At 72.8% G+C, this 25,893-nt stretch carries 21 protein-coding genes; 9 read left to right on the top strand and 12 right to left on the bottom strand.

Translation table 11 applies throughout. The features are described 5' to 3' along the window. Positions 1-189: 189 nt before the first annotated feature. Positions 190-882, bottom strand: a complete 693-nt coding sequence (locus tag ACZ3UD_RS08515) for a metal-dependent transcriptional regulator (protein WP_465583915.1) — start codon at positions 880-882, stop codon at positions 190-192. Positions 883-1,104: 222 nt separating this feature from the next. On the opposite strand from ACZ3UD_RS08515, the gene ACZ3UD_RS08510 reads away from it, so the two are divergent. The 3 genes from ACZ3UD_RS08510 (at position 1,105) to ACZ3UD_RS08500 (ending at position 3,862) form a co-directional block, all read left to right on the top strand. Continuing rightward, on the top strand, positions 1,105-1,869 hold the full coding sequence (locus tag ACZ3UD_RS08510) for a sugar isomerase domain-containing protein (RefSeq protein WP_465583912.1): 765 nt from the start codon (positions 1,105-1,107) through the stop codon (positions 1,867-1,869). A 207-nt stretch (positions 1,870-2,076) separates the two neighbouring features. After that, entirely contained in the window at positions 2,077-2,985 is a 909-nt protein-coding gene (locus tag ACZ3UD_RS08505; RefSeq protein ID WP_465583909.1) for a DUF4231 domain-containing protein, read from the top strand. Between the two features lie 22 nt (positions 2,986-3,007). Further along, positions 3,008-3,862 carry an alpha/beta fold hydrolase gene (locus ACZ3UD_RS08500; RefSeq protein WP_465584338.1) on the top strand — a complete coding sequence of 285 codons (855 nt, stop codon included), beginning with the start codon at positions 3,008-3,010 and terminating at the stop codon, positions 3,860-3,862. Between the two features lie 18 nt (positions 3,863-3,880). On the opposite strand, the gene ACZ3UD_RS08495 is transcribed toward ACZ3UD_RS08500, so the two are convergent. Genes ACZ3UD_RS08495 through ACZ3UD_RS08485 form a run of 3 tightly spaced genes read right to left on the bottom strand, consistent with a single transcriptional unit; the run spans position 3,881 to position 10,326 of the window. Beyond that, positions 3,881-4,846: a 2-hydroxyacid dehydrogenase gene (locus tag ACZ3UD_RS08495; RefSeq protein WP_465583906.1), complete on the bottom strand. Its 966-nt coding sequence runs from the start codon at positions 4,844-4,846 to the stop codon at positions 3,881-3,883. Positions 4,847-4,876: 30 nt separating this feature from the next. Continuing rightward, a complete protein-coding gene (gene fxsT, locus ACZ3UD_RS08490) occupies positions 4,877-8,884 on the bottom strand; it encodes an FxSxx-COOH system tetratricopeptide repeat protein (protein WP_465583903.1) in 4,008 nt (1,335 codons plus the stop codon). Next, positions 8,881-10,326: a TIR-like protein FxsC gene (locus tag ACZ3UD_RS08485; protein ID WP_465583900.1), complete on the bottom strand. Its 1,446-nt coding sequence runs from the start codon at positions 10,324-10,326 to the stop codon at positions 8,881-8,883. The genes fxsT (ACZ3UD_RS08490) and ACZ3UD_RS08485 overlap by 4 nt, the downstream gene beginning before the upstream one ends. A gap of 197 nt (positions 10,327-10,523) precedes the next feature. On the opposite strand from ACZ3UD_RS08485, the gene ACZ3UD_RS08480 reads away from it, so the two are divergent. Then, positions 10,524-10,721 carry a DUF397 domain-containing protein gene (locus ACZ3UD_RS08480; RefSeq protein WP_465583897.1) on the top strand — a complete coding sequence of 66 codons (198 nt, stop codon included), beginning with the start codon at positions 10,524-10,526 and terminating at the stop codon, positions 10,719-10,721. A gap of 4 nt (positions 10,722-10,725) precedes the next feature. On the opposite strand, the gene ACZ3UD_RS08475 is transcribed toward ACZ3UD_RS08480, so the two are convergent. After that, positions 10,726-11,655 carry a helix-turn-helix transcriptional regulator gene (locus ACZ3UD_RS08475; protein ID WP_465583895.1) on the bottom strand — a complete coding sequence of 310 codons (930 nt, stop codon included), beginning with the start codon at positions 11,653-11,655 and terminating at the stop codon, positions 10,726-10,728. A 64-nt stretch (positions 11,656-11,719) separates the two neighbouring features. Between ACZ3UD_RS08475 and ACZ3UD_RS08470 the strand changes: the two genes are divergently transcribed. Then, the gene (locus ACZ3UD_RS08470; RefSeq protein WP_465583891.1) at positions 11,720-12,196 is read left to right on the top strand and encodes a hypothetical protein; all 477 of its coding nucleotides are present in this window, start codon (positions 11,720-11,722) and stop codon (positions 12,194-12,196) included. Next, positions 12,193-12,738 carry an NIPSNAP family protein gene (locus ACZ3UD_RS08465; RefSeq protein ID WP_465583888.1) on the top strand — a complete coding sequence of 182 codons (546 nt, stop codon included), beginning with the start codon at positions 12,193-12,195 and terminating at the stop codon, positions 12,736-12,738. Before ACZ3UD_RS08470 ends, ACZ3UD_RS08465 begins: the two co-directional genes overlap by 4 nt. A gap of 5 nt (positions 12,739-12,743) precedes the next feature. On the opposite strand, the gene ACZ3UD_RS08460 is transcribed toward ACZ3UD_RS08465, so the two are convergent. After that, a complete protein-coding gene (locus ACZ3UD_RS08460; RefSeq protein WP_465583885.1) occupies positions 12,744-13,271 on the bottom strand; it encodes a hypothetical protein in 528 nt (175 codons plus the stop codon). Positions 13,272-13,572: 301 nt separating this feature from the next. Here ACZ3UD_RS08460 and ACZ3UD_RS08455 point away from each other — a divergent pair, with 301 nt between their 5' ends. After that, positions 13,573-14,133, top strand: a complete 561-nt coding sequence (locus ACZ3UD_RS08455) for a GNAT family N-acetyltransferase (RefSeq protein WP_465583882.1) — start codon at positions 13,573-13,575, stop codon at positions 14,131-14,133. Between the two features lie 77 nt (positions 14,134-14,210). Next, complete coding sequence (locus ACZ3UD_RS08450; protein ID WP_465583879.1) at positions 14,211-14,648, top strand: DUF3574 domain-containing protein; 438 nt, start codon at positions 14,211-14,213, stop codon at positions 14,646-14,648. A gap of 126 nt (positions 14,649-14,774) precedes the next feature. On the opposite strand, the gene ACZ3UD_RS08445 is transcribed toward ACZ3UD_RS08450, so the two are convergent. Continuing rightward, positions 14,775-15,878, bottom strand: a complete 1,104-nt coding sequence (locus tag ACZ3UD_RS08445) for a serine hydrolase domain-containing protein (protein ID WP_465583876.1) — start codon at positions 15,876-15,878, stop codon at positions 14,775-14,777. 435 nt (positions 15,879-16,313) lie between these two features. Between ACZ3UD_RS08445 and ACZ3UD_RS08440 the strand changes: the two genes are divergently transcribed. Next, positions 16,314-16,781, top strand: a complete 468-nt coding sequence (locus ACZ3UD_RS08440) for an allene oxide cyclase barrel-like domain-containing protein (RefSeq protein ID WP_465583873.1) — start codon at positions 16,314-16,316, stop codon at positions 16,779-16,781. A 155-nt stretch (positions 16,782-16,936) separates the two neighbouring features. Here ACZ3UD_RS08440 and ACZ3UD_RS08435 read toward each other — a convergent pair whose 3' ends face one another. The 5 genes from ACZ3UD_RS08435 to ACZ3UD_RS08415 form a co-directional block, all read right to left on the bottom strand. Continuing rightward, positions 16,937-17,716 (bottom strand): AAC(3) family N-acetyltransferase, encoded by a 780-nt coding sequence (locus ACZ3UD_RS08435; protein ID WP_465583870.1) that lies wholly within the window; start codon positions 17,714-17,716, stop codon positions 16,937-16,939. 15 nt (positions 17,717-17,731) lie between these two features. Then, positions 17,732-20,083, bottom strand: a complete 2,352-nt coding sequence (locus ACZ3UD_RS08430) for an FxsB family cyclophane-forming radical SAM/SPASM peptide maturase (protein WP_465583867.1) — start codon at positions 20,081-20,083, stop codon at positions 17,732-17,734. Positions 20,084-20,159: 76 nt separating this feature from the next. Then, on the bottom strand, positions 20,160-20,342 hold the full coding sequence (locus tag ACZ3UD_RS08425) for a hypothetical protein (RefSeq protein ID WP_465583864.1): 183 nt from the start codon (positions 20,340-20,342) through the stop codon (positions 20,160-20,162). A 221-nt stretch (positions 20,343-20,563) separates the two neighbouring features. Continuing rightward, entirely contained in the window at positions 20,564-24,460 is a 3,897-nt protein-coding gene (gene fxsT, locus ACZ3UD_RS08420; RefSeq protein WP_465583861.1) for an FxSxx-COOH system tetratricopeptide repeat protein, read from the bottom strand. After that, positions 24,457-25,845 carry a TIR-like protein FxsC gene (locus ACZ3UD_RS08415; RefSeq protein ID WP_465583858.1) on the bottom strand — a complete coding sequence of 463 codons (1,389 nt, stop codon included), beginning with the start codon at positions 25,843-25,845 and terminating at the stop codon, positions 24,457-24,459. The genes fxsT (ACZ3UD_RS08420) and ACZ3UD_RS08415 overlap by 4 nt, the downstream gene beginning before the upstream one ends. Positions 25,846-25,893 lie beyond the last annotated feature (48 nt).

The raw sequence follows: 25,893 nt of genomic DNA, 5'->3' as shown, positions 1-25,893 counted from the left end.
GGAGGGAACGGAGGGGACCGGGAGGGAGCCGGGGAGGACGGGAAGGGCCCGCTGCACGGGGAGCAGCGGGCCCTGATCGTTCGTACCGGCCGTCGTCGTTACCTGCCGGCCGTTAGTCGTCCGTGCCGGCCGTTGCCGGCCGTTGCCGTCCGTGCCGGCCGTGCCGGTCGTTCCGGCCGAACGGACGGATCAGGCCTGGGCGACGAACACGTGCTGGGCGATGTCCTTGCCCAGCTCCGCCGCGGTGTCCCCGGTGCCGACCAGCACACCGGCCACACCGGTACTCACCCTGACCGTGGAGCCCGGCCGGATGCCGGCCCGGCGCAGGGTGCTCATCAGCTCGCTGTCGGTCTGGATCGGCTCGCCGATCCGGCGGACCACCACGCTGGCCCCCGCGTCGCCCGGCTTGACGGTGTCCAGCGGGACGAGCGCGGCGTCGAAGCCCTCTCCCTCGGCCTTGGCGTCGCCCAGCTCGTCCAGGCCCGGGATCGGGTTGCCGTACGGGGACTGGGTCGGGTGGCCGAGCATGGCGAGCACCTTGCGCTCGACCGTCTCGCTCATCACGTGCTCCCAGCGGCAGGCCTCCTCGTGCACCTGCTCCCACTCCAGGCCGATCACGTCGACCAGCAGACACTCGGCGATGCGGTGCTTGCGCATGACGCGCACCGCGAGTCGGCGGCCCTCCTCGGTGAGTTCGAGGTGGCGGTCCCCCGCGACCTGGAGCAGACCGTCGCGCTCCATCCGGCCGACCGTCTGGCTGACCGTGGGACCGCTCTGCTCCAGGCGCTCGGCGATCCGGGCGCGCATCGGGACGATGCCCTCTTCCTCCAGTTCCAGGATGGTGCGAAGGTACATCTCAGTGGTGTCGATCAGCCCAGACATCGCCGCTGGCTCCGTTCTTCGGTGTCCTCACCGCCAATTCTGACGTACCGCACCGGCAACCGAGCCCGCCCAGGGGTTTCCGGTACCGGTTTTCGTTCCTGTTGACAGCTGTGCCGCCGGGGCGCGACCGTGCTCGCCGTAGCTTTCTCCACTGGCGGTCTGGACCACCCCCGGCCGCCCCACCCGGCCGGCGCCCTCACCGGCAGAGAGCGGAGGCAACCGATGAACGACCTGGTCGGCAGGTACTTCGACGCCGCGATCGATCACCTGCAGCGGGTCCGCGAGGAGGAGGCCGACGCCATCGAGGCGGCCGCCGCCCTGCTGGCGGAGGCGATCTCCGAGGGCCGCCGGGTGTTCGCCTTCGGCGCCGGGCACTCCTCGCTGCCGGCCCAGGACGTGGTCTACCGGGCCGGCGGGCTGGTCCCGATGAACCTGCTGAACGTGCCCGGGATGGCCGGGGTGACGACGATGCCCGCGCCGCTGGCCTCCGCCCTGGAGCGGGTCTCCGGGCTGGCCACCGCCACCCTGGACCTCACCCCGGCGACCGCCGGGGACCTGCTGTTCCTGATCTCGCTGTCCGGCCGCCAGGTGATGCCGGTCGAGCTGGCCCGCTACGCCCGGGCCCGCGGCCTGAAGGTGATCGGGGTGACCTCGCTGGCCTACCCGGGCGAGGTGCCCTCCGCGCACCCCTCCGGCAGCTATCTGAAGGACCACTGCGACGTGGTGCTGGACAGCAAGGTCGCGGTCGGCGACGGCGAGCTGACTCACCCGGGCGCCGAGACCTCCTTCGGCCCGGTCTCCACCATCGTGACCAGCGCGCTGATGCAGGCCGTGGTCGCCTCCGCGGTCGGCCGGCTGGCCGACCGGGCCGCCGCCGGGGACGCCCCCGCCCCACCGCTGTTCCGCTCCGGCAACGTCCCGGGCGGCACCGAGTGGAACGCCAAGCAGATGGCCGAGAACGCCGAGCGCATCCTCTACACCTACTGACGCACGCTGGGGGCCCGATCCCGATCCACGCTGGGTACCGGCCCGAACACGGGGCGTACCGGACAAACCACCGGGGCTTCCCGGCCAATGCGGGCGGCCCCGGGGCCCGTGAGGCGTACCGGGAAGCCGCCCGGGGCAGGAGAGCGGTGCGACCGGAGCGACGGGTGGGGGCCGAACATGGCGTCTGGTGCGGGACGGACCGGGTGGGTGCGCGAGCGCGAGCTGTTGCCCGAGTTCTTCTGGGCCGCCGACACGGCCTCCCTGCGGGGCCAGCGCCGCGCGGTGCTGCTCTCCGCCTGGGAGCTGCTCCTGCTGCTGGTCGCCGCGGCGACCGGCTCGGCCGACGGCGAGCCCTGGGCCTGGCCGGCGGCCGCGGCCTACCTGGGCGCGATGGCACTGGCCGTGGTGATCAGCCGGCAGAACCCGCAGGGCCTCTGGTACGAGGGCCGGGCCGCCGCCGAGTCGGTGAAGACGCTGGCCTGGAAGTTCGCCGTCCGGGCCGACGCCTACCAGCCGCCGCCGCGCAGCCTGCCGGACGCCGAGGGCCTGTACCGCTTCCAGCTCGACCGGGTGCTCGGCGCCTTCCGGGACAGCCCGGTCGCCGTGCCGGGTCCGGGGGTGGAGCACGCCGGGATCACGGCGGCCATGCGCGACCTGCGCGACCAGCCGCTGGCGGTGCGCCGCGAGGTGTACCTGAACGAGCGGATCCGGGTGCAGCACGACTGGTACCGCACCAAGGCCCGCTACTGCGCCCGGGCCGGGTACTGGGCCGGCGTGCTGGGCGTGCTGCTGCCGGCCCTGGGCCTGGTACTGGCGGTGCTGCGGGCGCTCGGCGCGTACACCTACGACGCGCTGGGCACGGTCTCCGCGGTGGCCGCCTCGGTCACCGCCTGGGCGCAGCTGCGCCAGTACCGCCCCCTCGCCGCCGCGTACGGGCTGGCGGCCGACGAGCTGGAGCTGATCCGGCGCCAACTCACCCAACTGGACCTTGAGTCGGTGGACGCCGAGGAGATCTGGGCCCGGCTCGCCCGGGACGCCGAGGACGCGGTGTCCCGCGAGCACACCACCTGGCAGGCCCGCCGGGAGGTGCGCACCACCACCGACCGGGAGCACTGAGGAGGAACGCGTGGCGTTACGGATGGTCAAAACGGCGGACGGCCGCGCTCTCGCCGTCGAGTCCCTCGGCGACCCGCGCGGCCGTCCGGTGTTCCTGATCCACGGCATGCCCGGCAGCCGGGTCGGCCCGCACCCGCGCAGCACCGTGCTGTACCGGCTGGGGGTGCGGCTGATCTCCTACGACCGGCCCGGCTACGGCGACTCCACCCGGCTGTTCGGCCGCCGGGTGGCCCACGCGGCGGCCGATGTCCGCACCATCGCCGACGAGTTGGGGCTGAGCGGCTTCGCGGTGCTCGGCCGCTCCGGCGGCGGCCCGCACGCGCTGGCCTGCGCGGCGCTGCTGCCGGAGCGGGTGAGCCGGGTCGCGGTGCTGGTGGGCCTCGCGCCGCGCGACGCGGCCGGCCTGGACTGGTACGCCGGGATGACCCCGTCCAACATCCGCGCCTACCGGGAGGCGGATCGCGGGCACAGCCGGATCGCCGACGCGATGGAGTTCCGCTCCCGGCAGATCAAGGACGACCCGGTCCGGCTGCTGAACGGGCTGCGCACCGAGCTCTCGCCCGCCGACCGGGAGGTGGTGGCGGACAGCGGGCTGCGGCAGATGCTGCAGAGCAACTACCGGGAGGCGTTCCGGCACGGCGCGGACGGCTGGATCGACGACATGCTGGCCTTCACCGCCGACTGGGGGTTCGAGGTCGGCTCGATCCGGGTGCCGACCTGGCTGTGGCACGGCGCCGACGACCAGTTCTCGCCGGTCGACCACTCCCGCTGGCTGGCCGACCACATCCCGGGCTCCGAACTGTTCCTGGAGCCCGGCGCCGCGCACTTCGGGGCGTTCCGGGTGATGACCACCGCCCTGGCCTGGGCGGCCGGCTAGCGCCCCGGGGGCTCGGGTCTAGGCCTTCACCGGGGTCAGCGGTTCGCCCCCGCCCAGTACGGCCACGATGTTGTCCACCGCGAGGCCGCCCATCGCCTGCCGGGTGCGGACGGTGGCGCTGCCCAGGTGCGGGACCAGCACCGCCCGCTCCTGGGCGAGCAGGGCGGCCGGGACGTCCGGCTCGTGCTCGAAGTTGTCGACGGCGGCAGCGAACAGCGCCCCGGACTCCAGCGCGGCGGCGAGGGCCTCCTCGTCCACCACGCCGGCGGTCATGCTGACCACCACCGCGCCGCGCGGCAGCATCGCCAGCCGGCGGGCGTCCAGCAGGTGCCGGGTCTCCTCGGTGCACGGGCAGGTGACGACCAGCACGGTGGAGGTGGCGAGCAGTTCCTCCAGCGGCTTCCAGTCGGCGCCCTCGGCCTGCTCCGGCGGCAGTTCGCGGCGGTTGTGGTAGCTCACCGGCATGTCGAAGGCGCGGGCCCGGCGGGCCACCGCCTGCCCGATCCGGCCCATGCCGAGCACGCCCAGCGGGGTGCCGGCCAGCTCCAGGCCGAGCAGGAAGTTCGGCCCCCAGGTCCAGGGCGTGCCCGAGCGCAGCAGGCGCTCGCCCTCGCCGAGCCGGCGGGTGGCGGCCAGCAGCAGCGCCCAGGTCGTCTCGGCGGTGGCGTTGGTGAGCACCCCGGGCGTGTTGGTGACGTGCACGCCGCGCTCGGCGCAGGCGGCCAGGTCGATGTTGTGGAAGCCCACCGCGTGATTGGCGACGATCTCCAGCTGCGGGCCCGCCGCCTCCAGGAACTCCACGTCCACCCGGTTGTTCAGGGTGGTGAGCACGGCCCGGCGGCCGCGGACGGCGGCGAGCAGCTCGGCCCGGTCCATCTCCGTGTCGGTGTCGCGGCAGGCGACGGCGTACCGGGCGGTGAGCCGTTCGATGACGCCGGGCGCGAGGCGCCGGGTGACCAGAACCGGGGGCGGGGTGTCACTCATGGTTCGGCAGCGTACCCCGCCCCCTCCTGGTCACACCGGCTGCGGCTCCAGGTCTCGGTTGATCCGCTTCCAGCCGCGCGCCGACACCGTGTTGGGGTGCTCCTCGCCGAACTGCCGGATCAGTTCGGCGATCGCCCGGGCGCGCAGCTCGGCGGCCTGGGTGTGCCGGCCGGCCGCCCGCAGGGTGATCGCCAGGTTGGCCTCGCAGGCCACCGCGTCCGGGTGCTGCGGCGAGTAGCGCTCGCACAGGCCCTGGTAGGCGGCCCGGCCGAGCTCCTCGGCGAGCTCTATCCGCCCGTCGTCGCCGTAGGCGTTGGCCAGGTTGATCACCGCGTTGAGGGTGTACGGGTGCTCCGCCCCGACCGAGCGGGTCAGCCCCTCGACGGTGAGCCGGCCGCGCTCGATGGCGCCCAGGACGTCGCCGCTGCCGCGCAGGTAGATGCCCAGGTTGTTGGCGCAGGCCAGGGTGAACGGGTGCTCGTCGCCGAACAGCCGCCGGTGGCCCTCGAACACGGTGGAGCAGAGGTCCCGGGCGGCCTCCTTGTCGCCGGAAGCGCTGTGGTCGGCGGCCAGGTTGAGCGCGCAGGCCAGCGCGTCGGGGGCGTCGGCGCCGTAGCGCTCCAGGTAGCGCTCGTAGGTCTCCTTGGTGATCCGGCGGGCCTCGGCGAGCTGGCCGATCCGGCGCAGCGAGACCGCCAGCGACTTGGCGTTGCGCAGGTTCTCCGGCAGGTCCGGGTCGAGCACGTCGCCGAGGTCGGAGGTGACTTCCTGGAGCAGGTCCACCGAGCCGCGGTAGTCGCCGAGTTCGCGCAGGTCGCGGGCCAGGTTGGACTTGGTGGACAGGGTGTAGGGGTGCTTGGGGCCGAGCACGGCGGTGCGCCGGTCCAGGGTCTCCTGGTCGAGTTCGCGGGCGGCCTCGCTGTTGCCGACCAGCCGGTAGTCGATCGCCAGGTTGTTCGCCATGGAGAGCGTGCGCGGGTTGTCGTCGCCGAACAACTCCCGGAACTGCTCCAGGATCTCCTGGTCCAGGTCCAGTGCGGCCTGGAACCGGCCGAGCGCCCGGCGGTCGGCACCGAGCGAGCCGGCCGTCATCAGGGTGTACGGGTGGTGCTCGCCGAGCAGCGCCCGCTGGCGCTCCAGGGTGGCTTCGTCCAGGGCCAGCGCCTCGGCGTAATTGCCCTGGGAGCGCAGCACGTTGGCGAGCTGGAAGCGCAGCAGCAAGGTCTGCCGGTCGTCCTCGCCGAGCTTGCTGGTCCACTCCGCGTCCAGCGCGTGGCCGAGGTCGCGGGCGCGGTCCAGCTCACCGCGCTTCCACAGGTAGCGGACCCGGTCGATGAGCAGCTGGCGGGTGTCCGCCTCGTCGCAGTTGTGCGCCTTGGACGGCGACAGGTGCGGCCAGATCTCGTCGAAGGCGGGCCAGTTGGCCGGGTCGTCGGTGTCGCCGAGGACGGGCCGGGCGCCGGTGAGGATGCGGTGCACCTCGTGGACGGCGGTCTCCTGCTCGTCGTCGCTCATCCCGGCCCGGATCACCGCCTGGACGAGCCGGTGCACCTGGAAGCTGTTGCTACCGGCGTCGACCTTGGCCAGCGCGTACCGGCCGATCGCCTGGATCACCTTGCCCAGCATGAACTTGTCGCTGAGGTCGGCGTCGAACTTCACCAGCGCCCGGATCATCTGGTCGCTGTAGAAGAGGTTCATCGAGATCGGCTCGGGTGCGAAGAAGGCGCACAGCTGCAGCAGCCGCACCGCCGCCGGGGACTGCTGGCGCAGCCGTCCGATCGAGACGTTCCAGGTCGCGGCGACCGGGGTCGGGTAGTCGGCCGGGCGGCCGACGGCGAGCGCCCGGGCCGCCTCGGCGTGCAGCTGGGCGACGTAGGTCTCCACCGGGGTGCCGGTGGTGTCCAGCCAGGCGGCGGCCACCTCGACGGCCAGCGGCAGGTCGCCGACGGCCTCGGCGACCCGGTCGGCGTCCGGACGGGAGAGGCTGCGGGCGCGCCGGCACAGGTGCTCGACGCTCTCGCCGCGGGTGAAGACGTCGACCTCCAGCGCCTCGGCGTGCCCGGTCCAGGCCTGGTTGCGGGAGGTGACCAGGATGTGGCCGGAGCCGCCGGGGAAGAACCGGCGGATCTCGGCGGGCTCGTCGGCGTTGTCGAAGATCAGCAGCCAGCGCGAGGTGGGCACGCCGCGGCGCAGCGCCTCCCGGGCGGCCTCGGCGGCCTCGGTGACCGAGTCGCCGACCCGCAGGCCCAGCCGGCGGGCGAGTTCGGCCAGCGCCGGGGCGACCAGCTCGGTCTGCTCGGCGTCGATCCACCACACCAGGTCGTAGTCGGACATGAAGCGGTGGGCGTACTCCAGCGCCACCTGGGTCTTGCCGACGCCGCCGAGCCCGTACAGGGTCTGCGGGGTGGGCAGTACGGCCGCCATGCCGCCGCGCAGCTGGTTGCGCAACTGCTCCAGGACGGCGGCGCGGCCGGTGAAGGAGGGGTTGCGCGGCGGGACGTCCCACACCGAGGGCTTGCTGCCGGGGAAGCGCGGACCGCCGCTGGGGGCGTCGTCGAGCGCGACGTCGCCGCGGCCGAGCGCCCGCAGCAGGCTCTGGATCGACTGCGTCTCGTCGCGGCCGACCAGGTCCACCGGGTTGCGGTTGCTGAACGGTGCGGTGAGCCGGACGTCGCCGACCCGGACGGGCAGCAGCTGGCGCCGGGTGCCGGAGGGGTCGGAGCTGACCACCGACTCCCACAGCGCCCGCGCCTGCGGGGAGCGCTGGTAGGCGGGCGAGAGCACGGCGACCGTGCGGTAGGCGGAGTCGATGCCGCGCTCGGTCTCCTCGCGCGGGTCGGTGCCGGCGCTGAGGTCGCGCGGCAGCACCCGGAAGCCGGCCCTGGTCAGGATCGACTCGATCCAGTCCGCCCACATCCGGTCCTCGGGCACGTAGGACAGGTAGAGGTCGGCGGGGACGGACGGGCGGCGGCGGGTGAAGGCGTCCACGTAGCGCAGCCGTACCTCCTCGTCCATCGACGGCAGGCCGGTGACCCGACCCTCGGTGATCACGGAGGTGAGCCGCTCGCAGGCGGCCAGCATCGAGGTGGGGGTGCCGGTCTGGTCGCCGAAGGTGGCGAGGATCTCCTCGTAGGCGTAGAACGGCCGGTACGGGATCTCCACCGAGCCCCAGTACTGGGCGAGTTCGTCGCCGCCCAGACCGGACGGCAGGCCGTCGAAGCGGACCCGGGCGAGGGCGCGGCCGGCGTCCGCCTTCTCCTTCTCGCCCTCGTCGATGCGCATCGGGACGGGCAGGATGCGGATGCCGCGCTCGCGGTAGCGGTCGTGGATGTGCTGGGCGATCCGGGAGGCGCCGTCGATGGACTGGTCGCTGAGGGTGAAGCAGACCACCAGGTCGTCGGGCATCTGCACGGTGCAGATCTCGGCGATGTCGGACAGGCCGGTGCGGGAGTCGATCAGCACGTAGTCGTAGCGCTTGGCCATGTCGGCCTTGAGGGCGTCGAAGAACTGCCCGCCGTCGAAGCGGTCGTAGAAGATGTCCCAGTCGAGGTGGGTGACGGCCTCGGAGTAGTCCCGGTTGAACTGGCCGGCGGAGAGGAAGTCCAGGCTGCCGCCGGACGGGAAGTGCGGCCAGGAGAGCGAGAGCGCGTGCGGGTGCACCCGGGCGAAGTCCAGGTGCCAGCCCTCGGCGTGCTCGACCGGGCGCAGCGCCTCCTCGCGGTACTCGGCGATCAGGTCCATCATCCCGGTGGTGCCGGCCAGGGAGGCCGGGTCGAGGAAGGGGTGGAAGAACTTGGCCAGGCCGGGCGCCTCCAGGTCCCAGTCCACGGTGAGCACGCGGAATCCGTTGGCCGCCAGGATCCAGGCGGTGTTGGCGAGCGCCATGGTGCGGCCGGTGCCGCCCTTGTACGAGTAGAAGGTGATGATCCGGCCGTTGCGGTCCTGCTCCGCGGCCCGCCGTTCGGCCTCGCGCTGGGCGGCGAGTTCGGCGGCGGTGAGACCGCCGAGGCGGAGGTTCCTGGTGCGGTTCTCAGTCATCGGGGTCCTCGTCCTCCCAGGGGCGCCATCCCGTCATCGGGGTCATCGCCGTCGTCACGGTCGGTGCGGTCGTCACGGTCGGTGCGGTCGGTGCGGTCGGTGCGGTCGGTGCGGTCGGGGTCGTGGGGGTCCGGACCGAAGGTGTCCACCCGGTGACCGCCTTCTTCGAGGCCGTTCGGGCCGTTCGGACTCGGCCCTCGCCGGAAGGCCTCCCGCAGGCTCGGCCGGGGTACCGGCGGCTCCTCCGGTTCGACCCTGGTGCGGCCCTCGAAGGCGTACTTGGCCTTCATCGCCGCCCGGGGCAGCGCGTCGTCGAAGTCCTCCAGGGTGTGCAGCCCGGTCGGGCCGGTCGCCCCGAGGAAGCTGGGACGGCTGGCCCGCCGGGTGATCCGCAGCGTCTGGTCGCTCAACTCGACCAGTTCGCGGCCGCCTCCGTCGCATTCGGGATCGTCGGTGTTCCAGGGCTCCAGCACGCTCACCCAGGTGGCGTCGGAGCGGTCGAAGCGGCGGACCAGTTCGCGCCGGGCCGGATCGCGCAGCGCCCACCGGTCCAGCAGCAGCAGCCCGGGGGCCTCGGCGTTGCCCTCGATGATCGACTCGACCTCGTCATCGAACTCGTGCACGGTCGGCTGGAACCCCAACTGCCTGGCCAGGCGCACCGCGTGCTGGGCGATCGGCGATCCGGAGGGACGGTAGGGGTGCCAGTCGGTGCGCTTGGCACCGTAGAAGTCGGGGTTGCGGTCCGGCGGCAACTCGCCCTGGTGGTAGGCGAGTACCGAGATCCGCAGCTGTTTGGTGGGGGCGGTCACGTTGAAGGCGCTGGGAAGCCCGTTGAACTCCAGCCGCCGCCCGACCGGGATCACCGTCTCCTCCGCCACCTGCACGATCCGCGCCGCCAGCCGGTGCACGGCCAGCTCGTAGGCGGAGCGGAAGTAGCTGAGCTTCATCAGCGCGTACAGGCCCTCGGTGGCGTAGTCGGGCCCGAAACTGGCGTGGTTGAACTGAAGTTCACTGGCCACCCCGGGCAGCCGGTAGCGGCTCATCGGCGCCCACAGCACCGGGACGATGCCGCTGGTGCGCTCCGCGTCGATGGTCGCCGGATAGACCGGCCGGCGGGTGAAGGCGTGCCACTCCTGTCCGCACGGAACGCTGTTGAAGTACCGGGGCGAGTACAGCGGCACGAACACCCGGCAGGTCGCCAGCTCCTCCGACAGCCGGTCGGCCCACAACTCGCCCTGGTGCATGGACTCGTCCATGAACCCGACCGGCACCCCGGCCGGGACGGTGGTGAGTTGCAGCACCGCCTCGCACAGGTCCCGGTAGAGCTGCCGAACCCAGTGGTTCGGATCGCCGGCACCCCGCGCTCCGGCCTTCGGGGTGTGCGCGTAGGAGAGGAAGAAGTATGGCCGGGCCTCGTCCTCGTCCCAGCCCCGGTCAGTCACACGTGCCTCCCCCGGGCCCGTCGGCAACCTGGTTCCCGCAGCCCCCGTGCGGCGGGGTCTCAGTGTAGGAACGACTGACACCCCAATGGAATAGCACAACGACCCGCACGAATTGACATGACCGAAACGATGCCGCTGCGCCGTTCCCTGAGCAGTACCCTCGTTTCGGCTATCGCGAACGATCAGGGGAGACACCCGTGGACCAGCTCAACTGGCAGAGGTCGAGCTTCAGCAACGACCAGACCAATTGCCTCGAAATCGCCTCCGAGGGCGAGTTCGTCTACATCCGCGAGTCCGACAACCCCACCCACATCGTCACCACCACCCGCACCAAGCTCAACGCCTGGATCCTGGGCGCCAAGGACGGCGAGTTCGACCACTTCGTCGACCTCTGAGCCCTCACCGCAGGTAGCGGGCGGCCAGCGTCCGGGCCGTCTCGGCGATGCGGTCGCGGAGTTCGGCCGGTTCGAGGACCTCGACGTCGGCGCCGAGGCGCAGGAACTCCCCGTGGGCGTGGTCGATGGATTCGATGGGCACCCGGGCCTCCGCCCAGCCCTCGCCCGCGGGTGCCACCCCGAGGTGGCGCGCGCCCTCCGGGGTGAGCCGGACCAGCGCCTCCCCGGTGTGCAGCCGGGCCTGGAAGTCCGCCAGGTACGTCCGCCAGTACCCGGCCAGGTCGAAGCCGCCCGGCACGGCGAACTCCTCGTCCAGCTGCCGCAGTTCGAGGACCTGGTCGACCCGGTAGGTGCGCGTTCCGGACGGCCCGGCCGCGACCAGGTACCAGCGGCCCGCCTTGAGCACCAGCCCGTACGGCTCCACCCGCCGCTCGATCTCCTCCGGCGCCCGCCACCGCCGGTACCGCAGCACCACCGCCCGCCGAGCCCACACCGCCGAGGCGACCGCGGCCAGGTGCGGGGTCTCGTCCGCCTCGCCGTACCAGCCGGGGGCGTCGAGCAGGAAGCGCTCCTGGATCCGCCCGGCGTGCTCGCGCAGCTCGGCCGGGAGAGCGGCCCGCAGCTTGAGCTGGGCGGTGGCGAGCGCCTCGCCGAGGCCGAGTTCGGCGGCGGTGCCCGGAAGCGCGGCGAGGAAGGCGGCCTGCGCCTCGTCGGCCGTCAGCCCGGTGAGGCGGGTCCGGTAGCCGTCGACCAGCCGGTAGCCGCCCGCGTGCCCGGCCTCGCCGTACAGCGGGACACCGGCGGCGGCGAGCGCCTCGACGTCCCGGTAGACCGTCCGGACCGAGACCTCCAGCTCCCCGGCCAGCTGCTGGGCGGTCATCCGGCCGCGGTTCTGGAGGAGCAGGAGCAGGTTCACCAGCCGACTCGCGCGCATGCCGTCGAGTATCCCGTTCTCCACTGACAGTGGATGTCAGTGGAGCGCCCCTAACCTGCGGCGCATGAACGACTTCGACTTCTTTCACGGCTCCTGGGACGTGGCCAACCGCCGCCTCACCGCACCGCTCACCGGCGGCGGCACCTGGGAGGAGTTCCCCGGCCACACGGCGGTCCGGCCGCTGTTCGGGGGCGCGGGCAACATCGAGGAGCTCGTCTTCCCCACCCTCGACCGCCGGGGCGCGACCCTGCGGCTGTTCGACCGCGCGACCGAGCAGTGGTCGATCTACTGGTCCGACAGCCGGACCGGCCGACTGGACCCCCCGGTGATCGGCGGCTTCACCGGCGAGCGCGGCGACTTCCACGGCGAGGACACCCACGACGGCCGCCCGATCCGGGTGCACTTCACCTGGTACCGGCTCGGCCCGGACAACGCCCGCTGGGAGCAGGAGTTCTCGGCCGACGGCGGCGCCACCTGGGAGCTCAACTGGACGATGGACTTCACCCGCACCGGGCCGGCCCTGGGCGGACTCGCCACATGAGCATCGTCGAACTGCGTCAGTACACCCTGCACCCCGGCGCCCGCGAGACCCTGATCGAGCTCTTCGAGCGCGAGTTCGTGACCGGCCAGCAGGCCGTCGGCATCACCGTCGGCGGCCGGTTCCGCGACCTCGACCGCCCGGACCGCTTCGTCTGGCTGCGTGCTTTCCCCGACATGGCCGAGCGCCGCCGCTCGCTGGAGGCCTTCTACGGCGGCCCGGTCTGGCGGGAGCACCGCGACGCGGCCAACGCCACCATGGTCGACAGCGACGACGTCCTGCTGCTGCGCGGCCCCGGCTTCACGCCTCTTCCGGGCGGCCGCGAGGTGCTCGCCACGAGCTGCCACCCTGCCGACGCGGCCTCCTTCGACGCCTTCGCCGCTTGCCATTTGGGCCCGGAGCACGCCCTGCACCACACCGAGCACGCCGAGAACGACTTCCCCCAACTCCCCGTCCGCACCGGCGAGGACGTCCGCCTCTGGTTCGGCCCGGCCGCGTCGCCGTCCTGGCCGGTCCAGCGGTTGCGGCTGGAACCTGTGGCCTGACGCCGTCAAGGGCCGACGAGCTCCGCCAGCTCGTCGGCCGACTCCGGAGTCAGCCGGTAGAAACCCTGGAGGCTGACCGCGCGTTCGAGGCGGCCGTCCACCACGTACTTCAGCACTCGGCTCTGGTTCCGGCGGTTGCGCCACGTGAGCCGTTCGAGGAGCTCACCCGGTATCGGCAGGTCGAAGCGCACGGGCGTCCCGTCCACGTGGACGGCCTCGGCTCCGCAGCCGCCGGCGCCGAGCATCCGCCAGTCGTCGTGCCCGGGGAACGAAGGGTCCTGCCAGGTCGCCGGCTCGGCACCGCAGCAGTTGCCGCGCTCCAGGTCGACCACCCGCATCCGGCTCACCACGAACACCTCGCCCCGGTTGACGTGCAGCGCGTACACCTCGTCCCCGGCGCGGGCGCCCGACCAAGCAGGCAGTGATTGGTGCGCCCCGCTGAACGCGACCGGCGGCCGCTCGCCCACGCGCCCCTCCTTGCGCAGGGCACGGCAGGTCTCCTGGGTCCACAGGACGGTGAAGGCATCGGACATGCCGCGATCCTAGGAGCGGGGACGGACAATCCCGGCGCGGGCCCCGATCGACTGACGGGGCCCGCGTGCCATGGCTGGCACCTACCCCAAGCTTGGGCGCCCGATCACACTCAACCCCGGTGCCGGGCTTGAACTCGTGCAGCAGAGGGCTCGTCAAGCACGCGGCACTCGATCAACGGCGCCAAGGCCGGCGAATTCGACCACTTCGTCGCCTGCCCCCTCCTCCCCGTGCCCCGGCCCGCCGCCGGGGCACGGTGGATATCCGGTGGCACGCCCGGCGCCAGGCAGCGAAGATCGCGAGATGCATGTCTTCCTTGAGACCGAGCGGCTCGTGCTGCGCCCGTTCACCGAAGCCGACGCCGATCACCTCTTCGCCCTGGACAACGACCCCGAGGTCATGCGCTTCATCAACGGCGGTGAGCCGACCAGCCGGGAGACGGTCCAGACGAAGGTCCTGCCGCGCCTGCTCCACGACTACCCCTGCTTCGACACCCGTGGATTCTGGGCCGCCGAGGAGAAGGCCACCGGGACCTTCCTCGGCTGGTTCGAGTTCCGCCCCCTCGCCGAGCACAGCCCCGCCGTCGTGGAGCTCGGATACCGGCTGAACCAGGCGTCCTGGGGCAAGGGCTACGCCACCGAGGGGTCGCGGGAGCTGATCGACAAGGGCTTCACCGACCTCGGAGTGGAGCGGGTCACCGCGAACACCATGGCCGTCAACGCGCGCTCCCGGCGCGTGATGGAAAAGTCCGGCCTGTCGTTCCTCCGGAACTTCACCGGCGACTGGCCGGACGCGATCCCCGGCTCCGAGTACGGCGAGGTCGAGTACGAGCTCACCCGGTCCGACTGGCAGCGGCGCCGGTAGCCGCCACCCGCCGGACGGCCTACGCCCGTGCGACTGAACCGGTGCATCCAACAGCCGGGTCGGCCGTTGAGCAGGCCATGGAGACCAGGACCTGGGCCGGGCTGCTCGCCGGCACCGCCGTACTGGTGACGGGTGCGGCTCTTGCCCCCGTCGCCGGAGCGGCGGGCACGCCGACCGCACCGCACGATCCGTACACCCGTACCGAGCTGTTCTTCGGCACCGAGCGGCCCGACGGCGGTCCCGCCGTCACGGACCAGGAGTTCCAGGACTTCGTCGACTCGGTGGTCACTCCGCGCTTCCCCGCCGGTCTCACCGTCGAACAGGCGCGCGGCCAGTACCGGGACAGCCGCGGCGTCATCGAGCATGAACGGTCCTACCTGGTCACGCTGTTGTACCCGACCCCCAGGGCGAAGCCGGCGGGCGCCGCCGTCGAGGAGATCCGCCGCGCCTACGACCAGCGCTTCCAGCAGGAGTCCGTGGGCCGGGTGGACGAGTCGGTCAAGGCGTCGTTCTGACGCAGACCCGTCGGAGCCTCAGCTTCCCCTGAGTCTGTCTCACATTCGCCGAACCCACCGGGCGGCGTTGCCACTTCAGCAGTGCCGAAGTGACAACGGGCGACCGGGCGGAGGACGGGTGGGGAGCTACGCGGCCTGCTCGTTGCAGAAGACCGCCTTGATGAGGCGGTCGAGCGCCTTCGGGAACTCCTGCGCCGGGTCCGCGTCGGAGTCGCCGGTGGTCAGCCCGGCGGTCAGGGTCCGGCCGCCGTCCGGGGTACCGATCATCAGCGCGCCGTAGCCGCCGGGGGCGCCGCCGTTGTGGTGGACGATGGTGACGTCACCGTTGTCCGGGCCCAACTCCTGCACGAACAGGCCCAGTCCGTAGCCGAGCATCCCGTGCGGCGTCCGCATCTCGTCCAGCAGTGCGGCCGGGAGGAGCCTGCCGCCGAGCAGTGCGGCGAAGAACACGTGCAGGTCCCGGGTGGTCGAGATCATGTCCCCGGAGCCGGTCAGCAGCGAGAGGTTCTGGCGGGCGACGTCGACCACCTTCCACTCCTCGCCGTCCTGGTAGCGGTAGTAGCCGTGGGCGTGCGGGCCGGGGATCTCCGGCGAGTTGCCCGGCACCACGGTGCCCCGCAGCCCGAGCGGCCGCAGGATCCGCCGCTGCATCTCCTCGGCGTACGTGCGGCCGGTGAGCGCCTCGATCAGCAGCACGGCCAGCGTGTAGTTGGTGTTCGAGTAGCTCTGGCCGGTCCCCGGCTCGAACCGCGCCGGCTTGGACAGCGCGAACTGCACCAGCTCATCCGGCTGGTAGTCGTGGAACCGGTTGTCCACCCACGCCTTGCCCACCGAGGGCAGCCCCGGGACGAACGTCCCCTCCGCGTCGAGCTCGCCGGTGCAGTTGTAGACGCCGCTGGTGTGCTGCAGCAGCATCCGCACGGTGATCCGCTCGTCCAGCCCGAACCGGGGCACGTGCTCGGCCACCGGGGAGTCCAGTTCGATCACGCCGTCGGCCACCAGGTGCAGCACCAGGGACGCGACGAAGGTCTTGGTGGTGCTGCCCACCCAGAACTGCCCCTCCGTGGACGGCTTGGCGCTCTCGCCGAGCTTGTGCACCCCGGCGCTGCCGACCCACTCACCGCGCTCGTCGTGCACCCGCATCTGCACCCCGGCGAAGCCGGCGTCGACGAAGTCCTGGATGGCCTTCTGCAGCTCCGGACGATCCTGCGCGGCGCCCTGCTTGCTCATGATCGTTCCCCCTCTTCCGCGGCTCGGCCCCTTCGGCCTCCGCTTTCCGACAACAGAAACGCTACGTTGCGTTCGATGGATCAGCAACAGCCAAACCGCTCAACACCCCATTACTGCAGGTGGATATCGAGGAATCGTTGCAACGGCGCTGTCGGAAATGCAACGGCACCCATCCCATTCGTTGCAATGGATTGAGAGTGAACGCTATGGCGGCGGCGCCGGGGCGCACGAACGAGCCGACCAGCCGGGAGACGGTCGGGTTGGTCCGATTGGTCGGATCTGCCGGTGGGTCGCTCCGAGACGCTCCGGGCGGCGGCAGAGGCGAGGTTAAGAATGCGGTCGGATGGCAGTTCGCCATTCGACCATCCGTGAACATCAGCCTCAGGAGCCACGATGCGCCCCGTCAGAGCAGCCTGTCTCGGCACGGCCACTGCGATGGCCGCCCTTCTCGCCTGTGCCCCCGTGGCGGCCGCCGCCGCGACGGACACCGATTCCGCCCACGCCGAGGGCAGAGACCGGGTCTTCACGATCATCGGCCGGCTCGCCGAGGAGACCCACTTCCCCGTCAACCCCGGCGGCGCCCCCGCCCAGGGCGATCGGGCCGTCTTCCGCTCGATCCTCTTCGACGAGGACGGCAAGCAGATCGGCGACACCGGCGGCACCTGCACCACCACCCGGGTCGACAACGGCGGAGCGGAGGAGTGCGTCGTGACCTACAACCTCCCGGGCGGCCAGCTCTCCGTGCAGGGGATGGTCTTCGGCTTCCTCAACCCGGGCCCTCCCCCTTCGTTCGACAACGGGATCACCGGCGGCACCGGGAAGTTCGACCGGGCTCGTGGCCAGATCCACGCCGACACGATCGCTCCGGGCACGAGGCGCTTCACGATCGACCTCGACCGCTGACTGCCCCTGGCTCCGCCCCCGCCCGGTGAAGGCCAGCGGGGGCTCGTTTACGTCACGCGGCGCTCAGCGGTCCGATCCCGGACCGTCGCCGCGTGCGGCATGGCCGGCCCACAGCCACGGACGGCCAGGCGGGGGCGGGGCGAGGAACGGCGGGATCAGGTGGCGGCGGGGGTGGTGCGGAGGAACCGGTCGGCGAGGTCGACGGCCTCCCGCACCGGCATGAGACGGCAGTCGGCGGTACCGATGCGGGCGGTGGTGACGCCGGTGGCGGCCGCGAGGACGCGGGCGCCGAGGTCGGCGAAGTGCAGATCATCCAGGTCGGGGGCCTGGAAGGTGGTCCAGCCGTCGGGGGCGACGCAGCGGTACTCGCGGACCTGCACACCGGGCTGGCGCAGGTCGGCGAGGTGGAAGGCGGTGAAGCGGGCCATCCCGACGCCGAGCTGCAGCACCCGGGCGTCGAGGTCGTAGAGGCGGCCGAGGGGCGAATCCGGGCCCAGGTGGGAGGTGAGCGGATGGTGAGCGGTGATCTCCGCCGCTGACGGGCCCAGGGCCGCCCAGGAGGTCTGCGGGTGGCTGCTGCGGAGGGCGCCGGGCCGGGTGCGGATCTCCTCGGACAGCGCGCCCACGGTCGGGGAGGCCGGGGTGGTGGCCGGATCGAAGCGCGGCATCCGGGCCTGGTACTCGGCCACTTCCGCCGCGGAGAGCCCGGCAACGGCGCACTGGTGGATCCGCGAGGTGGAGGAGTTCTCGGGCGTGGCGGTGAAGGCCACCAACGTGCCGTCGGGGCCGAGGGCTTCGGACAGGGCGTCGACCACACCGCCTGCCCCGCCCTCGACCGGCCCGAGCGTCCGTAGCGAGGCCTGGACGTGCAGCACCATGCCGGGACGGACACCCAGTTCGGTGAATGCGGCAGTGAGAGCGGCAACGGACAGCACGGCGACTCCTTCGAATCAGGCCTCGGCGAGGCGGAGTTGGCTGCGCTCCTGCCGCGCCCGCTCGGCATCCCGCTCGGCCGAGGCAGGCAGCGGCACCGCGAGCCACGGGGAGACGCTTTCCCGCATCCCGTCCGCGAAACGCCGACCGAGCGCGGTCAGCGCCCCCGACTCGGCCAAGCGCTCGACCGCCTCCGCCGTGTACCGCCGCCAGAGCGCGAACTGCGCCCGCGCCCGGTCGGCGGCCTCGCCCGGCAGCCCGTCGTACGCGGCCGTACGCGTGCCCCAGTACTCGGTCACCGCCAGGTGCGCGTACGTGCCCTGGAGCAGCCCCTCCAATGGACGCGGATCGGGCCGCCAAGGCGCGAAGTACAGCCGGTCGTCGGCCCGGTCGTAGAGGTCGAACAGGTCGAGCACCGCACCCAGCTTCACGTGCTGGAACTCGTGCGCGAGCAGCAGCGCCAGCGTCGGCGCCGTCGAGGGCCGCGCGATGCCCACCGCACCGTACGCCTGCCGGGCCGCCGAGCTCACATCCCGACCAGCCGGCCCCGGCCGCAGCGGGGTCACCGTCCGCAGCCCGGCCCGGATGCCCTCCGCGTACCCGGGCAGATCCCGCCCGAGCAGCTCCCAGGCCTCCCGCAACGCGCCTGTCCAGCCGAGCAGTTCGCCGTCCGGGAGCCGCCCAGCCACCGCGTGGCCGTGGCTGTCCCGCAACGGGTCGACATCCTCCAGCACAACCGTCCACCCGCCCGCCAGCCGGACCCGCCGCAGCGGCTGGTCGTACGAGGTGAACACCGACCCGTCCGAGGCCCGCACCTCGAACCCGTCCGCGAGACCGGTGACCACCGCCTCCCCGTCCGGTACGGCGATCCGCCCCAGCGTCGGCAGGTGCAGCCACCCGCCCCGCACCGGCACCGCGACCGCGTCCCCCCGCCCGGCCCGCACCGCCGCCGCGGCCGCCAACGCCGCCAACTCCCCGAGCCCGACCGACAGGTCACCGCCGAGGCTCCGCGCCGCCCAGGCCCGCGTGTACGGATGCGCCAGCACCGCGTCCACGGCCGGATCCTTCGCGGCATCCAGCTCCGACAGCAGCCCCCACGCCTCGGATCGCCCCTGCCCGGAGGCGTCCCAGGCGGCCGCCAGCATCGCCCGGACCAGCGTCAGCTGCGAGCGGCCGAGGGCAGCGACGGTGTCCGCACCCCCGTACCCCCGGGCCAGTTCGTCCAGTTGCTCGGGGGTGGGAGCGGCCGGCAGCACCGGCTCACTCCCCTGTGCCGGGACGGACGGAGAACCGCCCGTCCCCGCAATGCCGTTGATGAGCGTCAAGAGATCACCGCAGTAGACAGAAGGATTGTCGAAGCCGGTGTCCGCCCGGTACCGGTGGGCGTACAGGCCGCCACCGCACGAACGGACCACGGGGCAGGCACGGCAGTCGGCGCTCAGCCCGGCCAGACCGGATTGGCGGGCGGCGATGCCGGGGTGGAGGGCGAGGTCGTCGAGACTGTGCTCGAAGACGTTCATCCCGGTGGCGGGCGCGCCGTCGTACGCGGTCTTCAGGCTGTCGACCTGCTCGAAGGCCCCGTCCGTCTCCAGCACCGCCAGGTCCGAGGGCTCCAGGCCCAGTGACTCGGTGAGGCTGGAGAGCCCGCGCCGAGTCCGGTGCACGGACTCGAAGGTGCGCACGGCGAACGGTCGCCGGTCCGATTCCCACAGCCTGTGGACGGTGAGCAGCCAGTCGGCGTACGGGGTCTCGCCGCCGCCCGGGACCCGCTTCGGCGGCTCCTCCCAGGTGGCGTGCGGGAGCAGGAAGTCGACGGCCGGGGGCCGGAGTTCGGCCAGCGCCCGGTACACGGCCACCGGGTCGTTCTCGACGTCGATGGTGCACAGCAGCCCGGCGAACAGGTGCCGGTACTCAGGCCTGCGCAGCCGCTCGACGGCCCGCAGCACCATCGGGTGGCTGCTGCGCCCGTCGGCGAAACGCCGGTGGCGGTCGTTGGCGGCCTTGTCGCCGTCCAGGGAGATGCCGACCTTCACGTCCAGTTCGGCGAAGAGTTCGCAGTAGGCATCGGAGAGTTGGACGCCGTTGGTGTGGATGCGCAGGTCCAGCGCGCAGCCGGGCGGCAGCGCCGCCCGGAGCGCCTCGGCGGCGTGGCGCAGACGGTCCGGGCCGGCTAGCAGGGGTTCTCCCCCGTGCAGGACGACCCGGACAACAGGCAGCCGGTGGGCGGCCGCGTGCTCGCCGATCCGTTCGGCGATGGTGTTCAGGACTTCTTCACCGATGACCTTGGGGCGTCGCCGCCAACTGGTGTCGGCGTGCTCGTACACGTAGCAGTGATCACAGGCGAGATCACACCGGCTGTGGACCTTCACCACGAATAGGCTGAAGGGCCGGGGAGTTGGCGTCATGGTCGATCGGGATTCAGCTCAGGTGACGGACGGCGGCCGATCAGATGCAGGAGTTGAAGGCCGCGACCGGCACCCCGGCGTCAGGGAGGGCTCGCCGGATGCTCGCATAGAGTTCTTCGGCGCCGATCTGGGCGAAATCGCCCAATGACGGGTGATCCTCGACCTGAGGATCCTGCGACTCCGTCAGTTCCGTGCGGGGCTTGATGTCCAGTGCGGGTGTCATGTTCGATTCTCTTCCACGATGGGGGTTAGAGAGAAGCAGCGCCGGGTATACACCTCGGCTTGGTCGCAAGGGTACTGCGCACGTGCCAGCCGCGATGCTCCCTTGCGCAGTCCTAACTGCCCGTTATCCCCTCCATGCTGCGAACTCTCGCCAAAAGTTCATCCATTCGGCGGTCGCGCGAAAGCACCTGACCGGCGCATGGGCGCTCAGGTCGGCGCTGATCACACCGGTGGCGCCTCCACGAAGATGTCCGCCCGTCCGACAGTGCCGGAGACGCCGGCTTCACGGCCCGCCCGGCTCAGCGCCAGGTTGTCGAGCGCCGCCCGGGTGTCGGGGTGGTCCGGCCCCAGCGAGTCCGTCAGCACCGCCGCGGCCCGCTCGTCCAGTTCCCGCGCGCCGTCCGCATCACCCGCGGCCAGCAGCGAGTTGGCGTGGTTCAGCAGCGCCGCCCCGACGTACCGGTGCCACTCCCCCAGCCGCTCCAGCAGCCCCTCCAGCACCCGCCCGGACAGCGCCACGGCCTCCTCCGTACGGCCGTCCCGCCGCAGCAGCACCGCGAGGTTCCCGGCGGCGAGCAGGGTGGTCGGGTACTCCTCGCCGAGGTGGTCTCGGTGGTATTCGAACACGGCCCGGGCCAGCTCGACCGCCCGCCCGGTGTCGCCCAGCGCCGCGAGGTCGGCGGCGAGGTTGCCGGCGGCGGCCGCGGTCGCCGGGTGGTCGGCGCCGTGCCGGGCCAGCAGTCGGCGGTACGCCTCCTCGTCGGCGGACCGCGCCTCCTCGTACCGGCCGAGCCTCAGCAGGGCGCCGCCGAGGTGGCGCAGGGCCCTGAGGGTGTCGTCGTGGTCCTCGCCGTAGCGCGCTCGAAAGCGCTCGACGGCGTCCGAGAGCGCTGCCCGCGCCTCCTCGTACCGGCCGGCCTCGCGCAGGGCACGGGCCCGGTTGATCCCGGACTGGAGGGGGTACAGGTCGTCCTCGCCGAAAGCCGCCCGTTGCCGGGCCATGGCGGTCGAGTGGCCTTCGAGGGCGCGGTCGAGGTCGCCGGACACGAAGTCGGAGACGCCCAGGTTGTTGAGACTCATCATGGTGCGCGGATGGTTCGGCCCGAGGACCCGCTCGGCGGCCTCCAGCGTCCGCCGGTCGAGCGCCTGCGCCTCGGTATAGCGGCCGAGTTGGCGCAGATCGGCGCCGAGGCCGCCGGCCGCGGCGAGGGTGTGAACGTGGTCGGGCCCGAGCAGTTCGGTGAGCCGCTCCCACGCCTCCCGGTCGATCCGGTACGCCTCCTGGGCCGCGCCTTGGAGCCGCAGCACGTTGCCGAGCTCGACCCGCAGCAGCAGCGCCGTCAGCTCCTCCCTGCCCCACTCGGCCAGCGCCCGCCCGGCGAGCTCGCGGGCCTCCTCCAGCAGCCCCCGGTGACGCAGGTAGCGCACCGAGGCGGTGATCCACCGCCGCACCTCCGGGTCCGCGCTCTCCACCGCCCCGGACGGCTCCAGGTGCGGCAGCAGCGCCGCGAACCCGGGCCAGTCCTCCGCCCTGTCCGGGTTTCCGGAGCCGACCAGCGCCAGGGCTCCGTGCACGGCGGCCCGGATCGTGGGCCGGTCCGCCTCGGCCACCTGGTCGCGCAGCAGTGCCTGGACGATCCGGTGCACCGCGAGCGTCCCGCCGCCCTCGGCGTCGTAGCGGACCAGGCCGTACTGGTGGACGGTGCGCAGGATCTCACCGATCGCCAGCCGTTCGTCCTCGCCCCGCGGGGGCCGGATCGCCCCGACGGCCGGTTCGCTGTAGAACAGCTCGATCGGGATGGCATCCGGTCCGAGGAAGCCGCAGAGCTCCAGCAGCCGCATCGCCGGGGCGTTGATCCGGCGCAGGTCGGCACCGGCGATCCGGGCGGTGGCGGCGATGGCGGCCGGGCCGTCGCCCGGGACGGGTCGGTCGAGCACCTCGGTGAGCGCCCCGTCCAGCAGTTGCAGGTAGGTGGCGGCCGGAATCGGGGTCTCCTGGAGCCAGCGCGCGGCCTGGTCGACGGCGAGCGGCAGGTCGCCCAGCCGGTCGGCGATCGGCTCCGCCTCCTCCGGCCGGATCGCGGGGTTGAACCGCCGCAGCAGCCGCACACTCTCCACCCGGTCGAACACGTCGACCTCGGTGCGGCCGGAGTGCCGGGCCCAGCGCCGGTTGCGCGAGGTCACCAGCACGTGCCCGTCCACGGTCCCCGCGGGTAGCCACGACGCGAGCCGATCCGGGTCCTCGGCGTTGTCGAAGACCAGCAGCCAGCGTCCGTACGGCCGCCCCTGGTCCAGGTGGACCAGCAGCTCGCGGGCGGCCCGCTGGACGTTCTCGTCGGCGGGCAGCCCGAGGGTGGCGGCGAGTTCGGCGAGCTGCCGCGGGACGTCGGTGGGCTCCTCGGCCCGGATCCACCAGGCGACGTCGTACCCGGCCGCGAAGCGGTGCGCGTACTCGGCGGCGGTCTGCGACTTGCCGACCCCGCCCATGCCGTACAGCACCTGCACCGGTACGGCGGCGGGCCGCCCGGTGAAGCGGTCGCGCAGCCGTTCGAGCAGGCTGCCGCGGCCGGTGAACGCGGGGTCGCGCGGCGGCAGCGAGTGCACCGCCGGACGGCCGCCGGGGAAGCGGGCGGGCGGTGCGGGCTCCTCCTCGGACTCGACCCAGCGGCCGACGCCGGGCGGCGGTCCGAGCAGCTCGAACAGCCGGGACTCCGCCGATTCGGCCACGCAGTCGGCCAGTTCGACCACCGCCCGCCCGTCGAAGGGTTCCGGCAGCGGTTCGGCGGCCACCGACACCGCCGCCAGCGCGCCCTCCTCCCCGTCACCGAACCGGCGCCACAGCTCGCCCGCCCGCGGCAGGGCCAGGTACTCGGGTGACAGCAGAGCCAGCATCCGCCCGTCCCCGTCCAGCGGCCGGTCGGCCTCCGGCAGTTCGCCGGAGGCGTCCGGCGGGACGGCCGCGCTGTGGAGCGTGGCCAGGTAGCCGAACCCGGTCAGCGCCGCGGCGGCCCACTCCGCCCACATCCGGTCCCCGGGGGCGTAACTCAGGTACACCCGGCGGGACCTGGACCGTCCGGGCCGCAGGTAGGCCGCGTAGAGCCGGCGGCGGACCCGGTCCGGGACGGGCCGCAGCTCACGCACCCGGCCGTCGGTGAGCCAGTCCGCCAGCCGCTCGTACGCGCCGAGCAGGCTGCGGTGCTGCCGGGGCCGGTCGGCGACGGTGGCCGGCACCTCCTCGTAGGCGTAGAAGGGCTTGTAGGGCACCTCCACGTCGCGCCAGTAGGCGTCCGTGCGCTCGCTGCCGAGCCAGCGGTCCAGGTAGGGCGCGAAGGCCTCCCGGACGAAGTCGCGTCCGGCCGCGAGCCCGGCCCGCTCGGTCTCCTCCACCCGCATCGGCACCGGGAGCACCCGGATGTCGCGGATGTCCGCCTCGGCGATGGCGTGCGCCGCGTCGACGCCGCCCCGGATGCTCTGGGCGCTGAGGGTGAAGCAGTCGACCACGGTGTCGGGCAGCACCACGGTGCAGATGCCCGAGGTGTCGCTGACCCCGGTCCTGCTGTCGATCAGCACATAGTCGTACGAACTGGTCCACTGCTCGCGCAGGGCCGCCAGGAACTCGGACCCGCGGATGTCGCTGCGGGTGTAGAAGCTGCGCCAGTTGAAGCTGGTGACGGCCGCCGAGTAGGCGCCGTCCTGCCGCCCGGCCGGCATCAGGTCGAGGCGGCCGCCGGCCGGCAGGTCGAGGGCGAGGCCGCACAGGTGCTCGTCGAGCCGGCCGGGTGCGCTGAGCCACTCACGCGGTCCGAGGGCCGGTGCGTCGGCGGGGCGCGGCAGAGCCTGGTCGACGTAGCCGCGCAGCAGGTCGATCAGGCCGGGGGTCCCGCGCAGTTCGGGGTCGATCAGCAGCGGGTGGTAGTAGCGGTGCAGGCCGGGGGCTTCGAGGTCCCAGTCCACCACCAGGACGCGCAGGCCCTGGCTGGCCAGGATCCAGCCGAGGTTGGCCAGCGCCATGGTCCGGCCGGTGCCGCCCTTGAAGGAGTAGAAGGTCACGATCGAGCCGGTCGCGGGTGGGGCCGCGGCGGCCTCCACGGCCGTCGGAAGGGCCTGGTCGGCGGTCATGGCTGCGGCTCTCCTCGGCTCGGCGGGTCGGTGGCGGACAGCGGGTCGGCGGCGGACCTCGGCGGGTTGACGACGGGTCTCGGTGGAGCGCTGGGCCGGGGCGGCAGTGGCCGCGGCTCCGGTCGCCCGGCCGGGATGGTCAGCCCGGGCATCGTCGGCGCCCCCGGTTCGAGTCCGAACGAGGCCCGGACGGCGTACGGATCACCGTCCTCGCCCTCGTCCGCCTCGTCCAGCAGCCGGTTCTGGGCGACCGTCACGGATCGCAGGAGCTCGCTCTCGAAGCGTTCCCGGGACACCCTCACCCGGAAGAGAGGTTCCGGCCCGGAACGGTGCAACCAGTTGCGCGGGAACACCGCGCGCACCCCGCCCCACAACTGCGCGCGGGCAGGCCCCTCGGGCGGGTCGTCGGTGCCGGTGGGCACCAGAACGCCGGTGACCGGGTGGTTCTGGTCGTCGTACTCGCGCAGCGCCTGCCGGTACGGCTCCCGCCCGGCCGACCACGGGTCCACCAGCAACACGCTGACCTGGTTGTTCTCCCGGGCCCGGTCGAGGTCCCGGGCGAGTCCCGGGCCGACCTCGTCCAGGGTCGTGATGTGCCCGGCCCGGGTGATCACCTGCTGGGCCCGGGCCACCAGCGAGGGCACGGTCGGCGGGTGGTACGGCGCCCAGTCCCAGGGCTGCGCCCCGTACCAGCCGCCTCCTTCGACCGGTCCTGACCGGCCGTCATCACGCCCGCCCCGCCTTGCCGCCACGAACAGCCGGACCAGGCCCGGGCGGGCCGGCGGCAGCTCCGTGGCGGACACCGGGAAGCAGCCCTCCACCGCCCCCAGGTCCAGGGACGGCAGCTCGCTGAGGTGCTGCCCGGCCGCCTCCCGCACCCGCTCGGCGATCGCCTTGACCACCCGCAGGTAGTCCGGCCCGTACGGATCCGCGCGCAGCAGGGCCCGCAGCCCACCGGCGGCGTAGGCCTCGCCCAGGTCGTGCTGGACGTACTGGATCCGCAGCACCTCGGCCGGCAGCTCCTCGGGCAGCGGTTCCCAGAGCACCGGGATCAGCGCGGGCACCGTACGGCCGGTCAATTCACGGTGCCGAAGCACCCGTTCGTGGAAGGCGGTCCACTCCTTGCCGCAGTACGGGCTGGCGAAGTACGCCGGGGAGTACAGCGCGACCAGGGTGCGGCAGCCGGCGACCGTCCCGGAGAGCTGCTGCTCCCAGTCGTCGCCCAGGCGTAGCCGCTCGGTGTCCCGGTAGCCGAGCCCGTCGGGGCGGGCCTGCGGTTCCATCCTGGCCAGTTCGTCCTTCAGGTCGCTGAAGAACTGGTCCACGAAGGTACCGCCGACCAGGTGGTCCCGATGCGCGTAGCTGAAGAAGAAGAACGGTTCCACCGCACCCCCGGCCACAACACCCCCTGGTCCGCCGACCGGCCTACCGTA

The organism is Kitasatospora sp. NPDC023118, from assembly GCF_055560875.1.
This window is presented reverse-complemented; position numbering and strand designations above follow the sequence as displayed.

Coding starts and splice junctions, on each gene's coding strand:
- ACZ3UD_RS08515 (WP_465583915.1), bottom strand. CDS start 882: ATGTCTGGGCTGATCGACACCACTGAGATGTACCTTCGCACCATCCTG.
- ACZ3UD_RS08510 (WP_465583912.1), top strand. CDS start 1,105: ATGAACGACCTGGTCGGCAGGTACTTCGACGCCGCGATCGATCACCTG.
- ACZ3UD_RS08500 (WP_465584338.1), top strand. CDS start 3,008: ATGGTCAAAACGGCGGACGGCCGCGCTCTCGCCGTCGAGTCCCTCGGC.
- ACZ3UD_RS08495 (WP_465583906.1), bottom strand. CDS start 4,846: ATGAGTGACACCCCGCCCCCGGTTCTGGTCACCCGGCGCCTCGCGCCC.
- fxsT (WP_465583903.1), bottom strand. CDS start 8,884: ATGACTGAGAACCGCACCAGGAACCTCCGCCTCGGCGGTCTCACCGCC.
- ACZ3UD_RS08475 (WP_465583895.1), bottom strand. CDS start 11,655: ATGCGCGCGAGTCGGCTGGTGAACCTGCTCCTGCTCCTCCAGAACCGC.
- ACZ3UD_RS08470 (WP_465583891.1), top strand. CDS start 11,720: ATGAACGACTTCGACTTCTTTCACGGCTCCTGGGACGTGGCCAACCGC.
- ACZ3UD_RS08465 (WP_465583888.1), top strand. CDS start 12,193: ATGAGCATCGTCGAACTGCGTCAGTACACCCTGCACCCCGGCGCCCGC.
- ACZ3UD_RS08460 (WP_465583885.1), bottom strand. CDS start 13,271: ATGTCCGATGCCTTCACCGTCCTGTGGACCCAGGAGACCTGCCGTGCC.
- ACZ3UD_RS08455 (WP_465583882.1), top strand. CDS start 13,573: ATGCATGTCTTCCTTGAGACCGAGCGGCTCGTGCTGCGCCCGTTCACC.
- ACZ3UD_RS08450 (WP_465583879.1), top strand. CDS start 14,211: ATGGAGACCAGGACCTGGGCCGGGCTGCTCGCCGGCACCGCCGTACTG.
- ACZ3UD_RS08445 (WP_465583876.1), bottom strand. CDS start 15,878: ATGAGCAAGCAGGGCGCCGCGCAGGATCGTCCGGAGCTGCAGAAGGCC.
- ACZ3UD_RS08440 (WP_465583873.1), top strand. CDS start 16,314: ATGGCCGCCCTTCTCGCCTGTGCCCCCGTGGCGGCCGCCGCCGCGACG.
- ACZ3UD_RS08425 (WP_465583864.1), bottom strand. CDS start 20,342: ATGACACCCGCACTGGACATCAAGCCCCGCACGGAACTGACGGAGTCG.
- fxsT (WP_465583861.1), bottom strand. CDS start 24,460: ATGACCGCCGACCAGGCCCTTCCGACGGCCGTGGAGGCCGCCGCGGCC.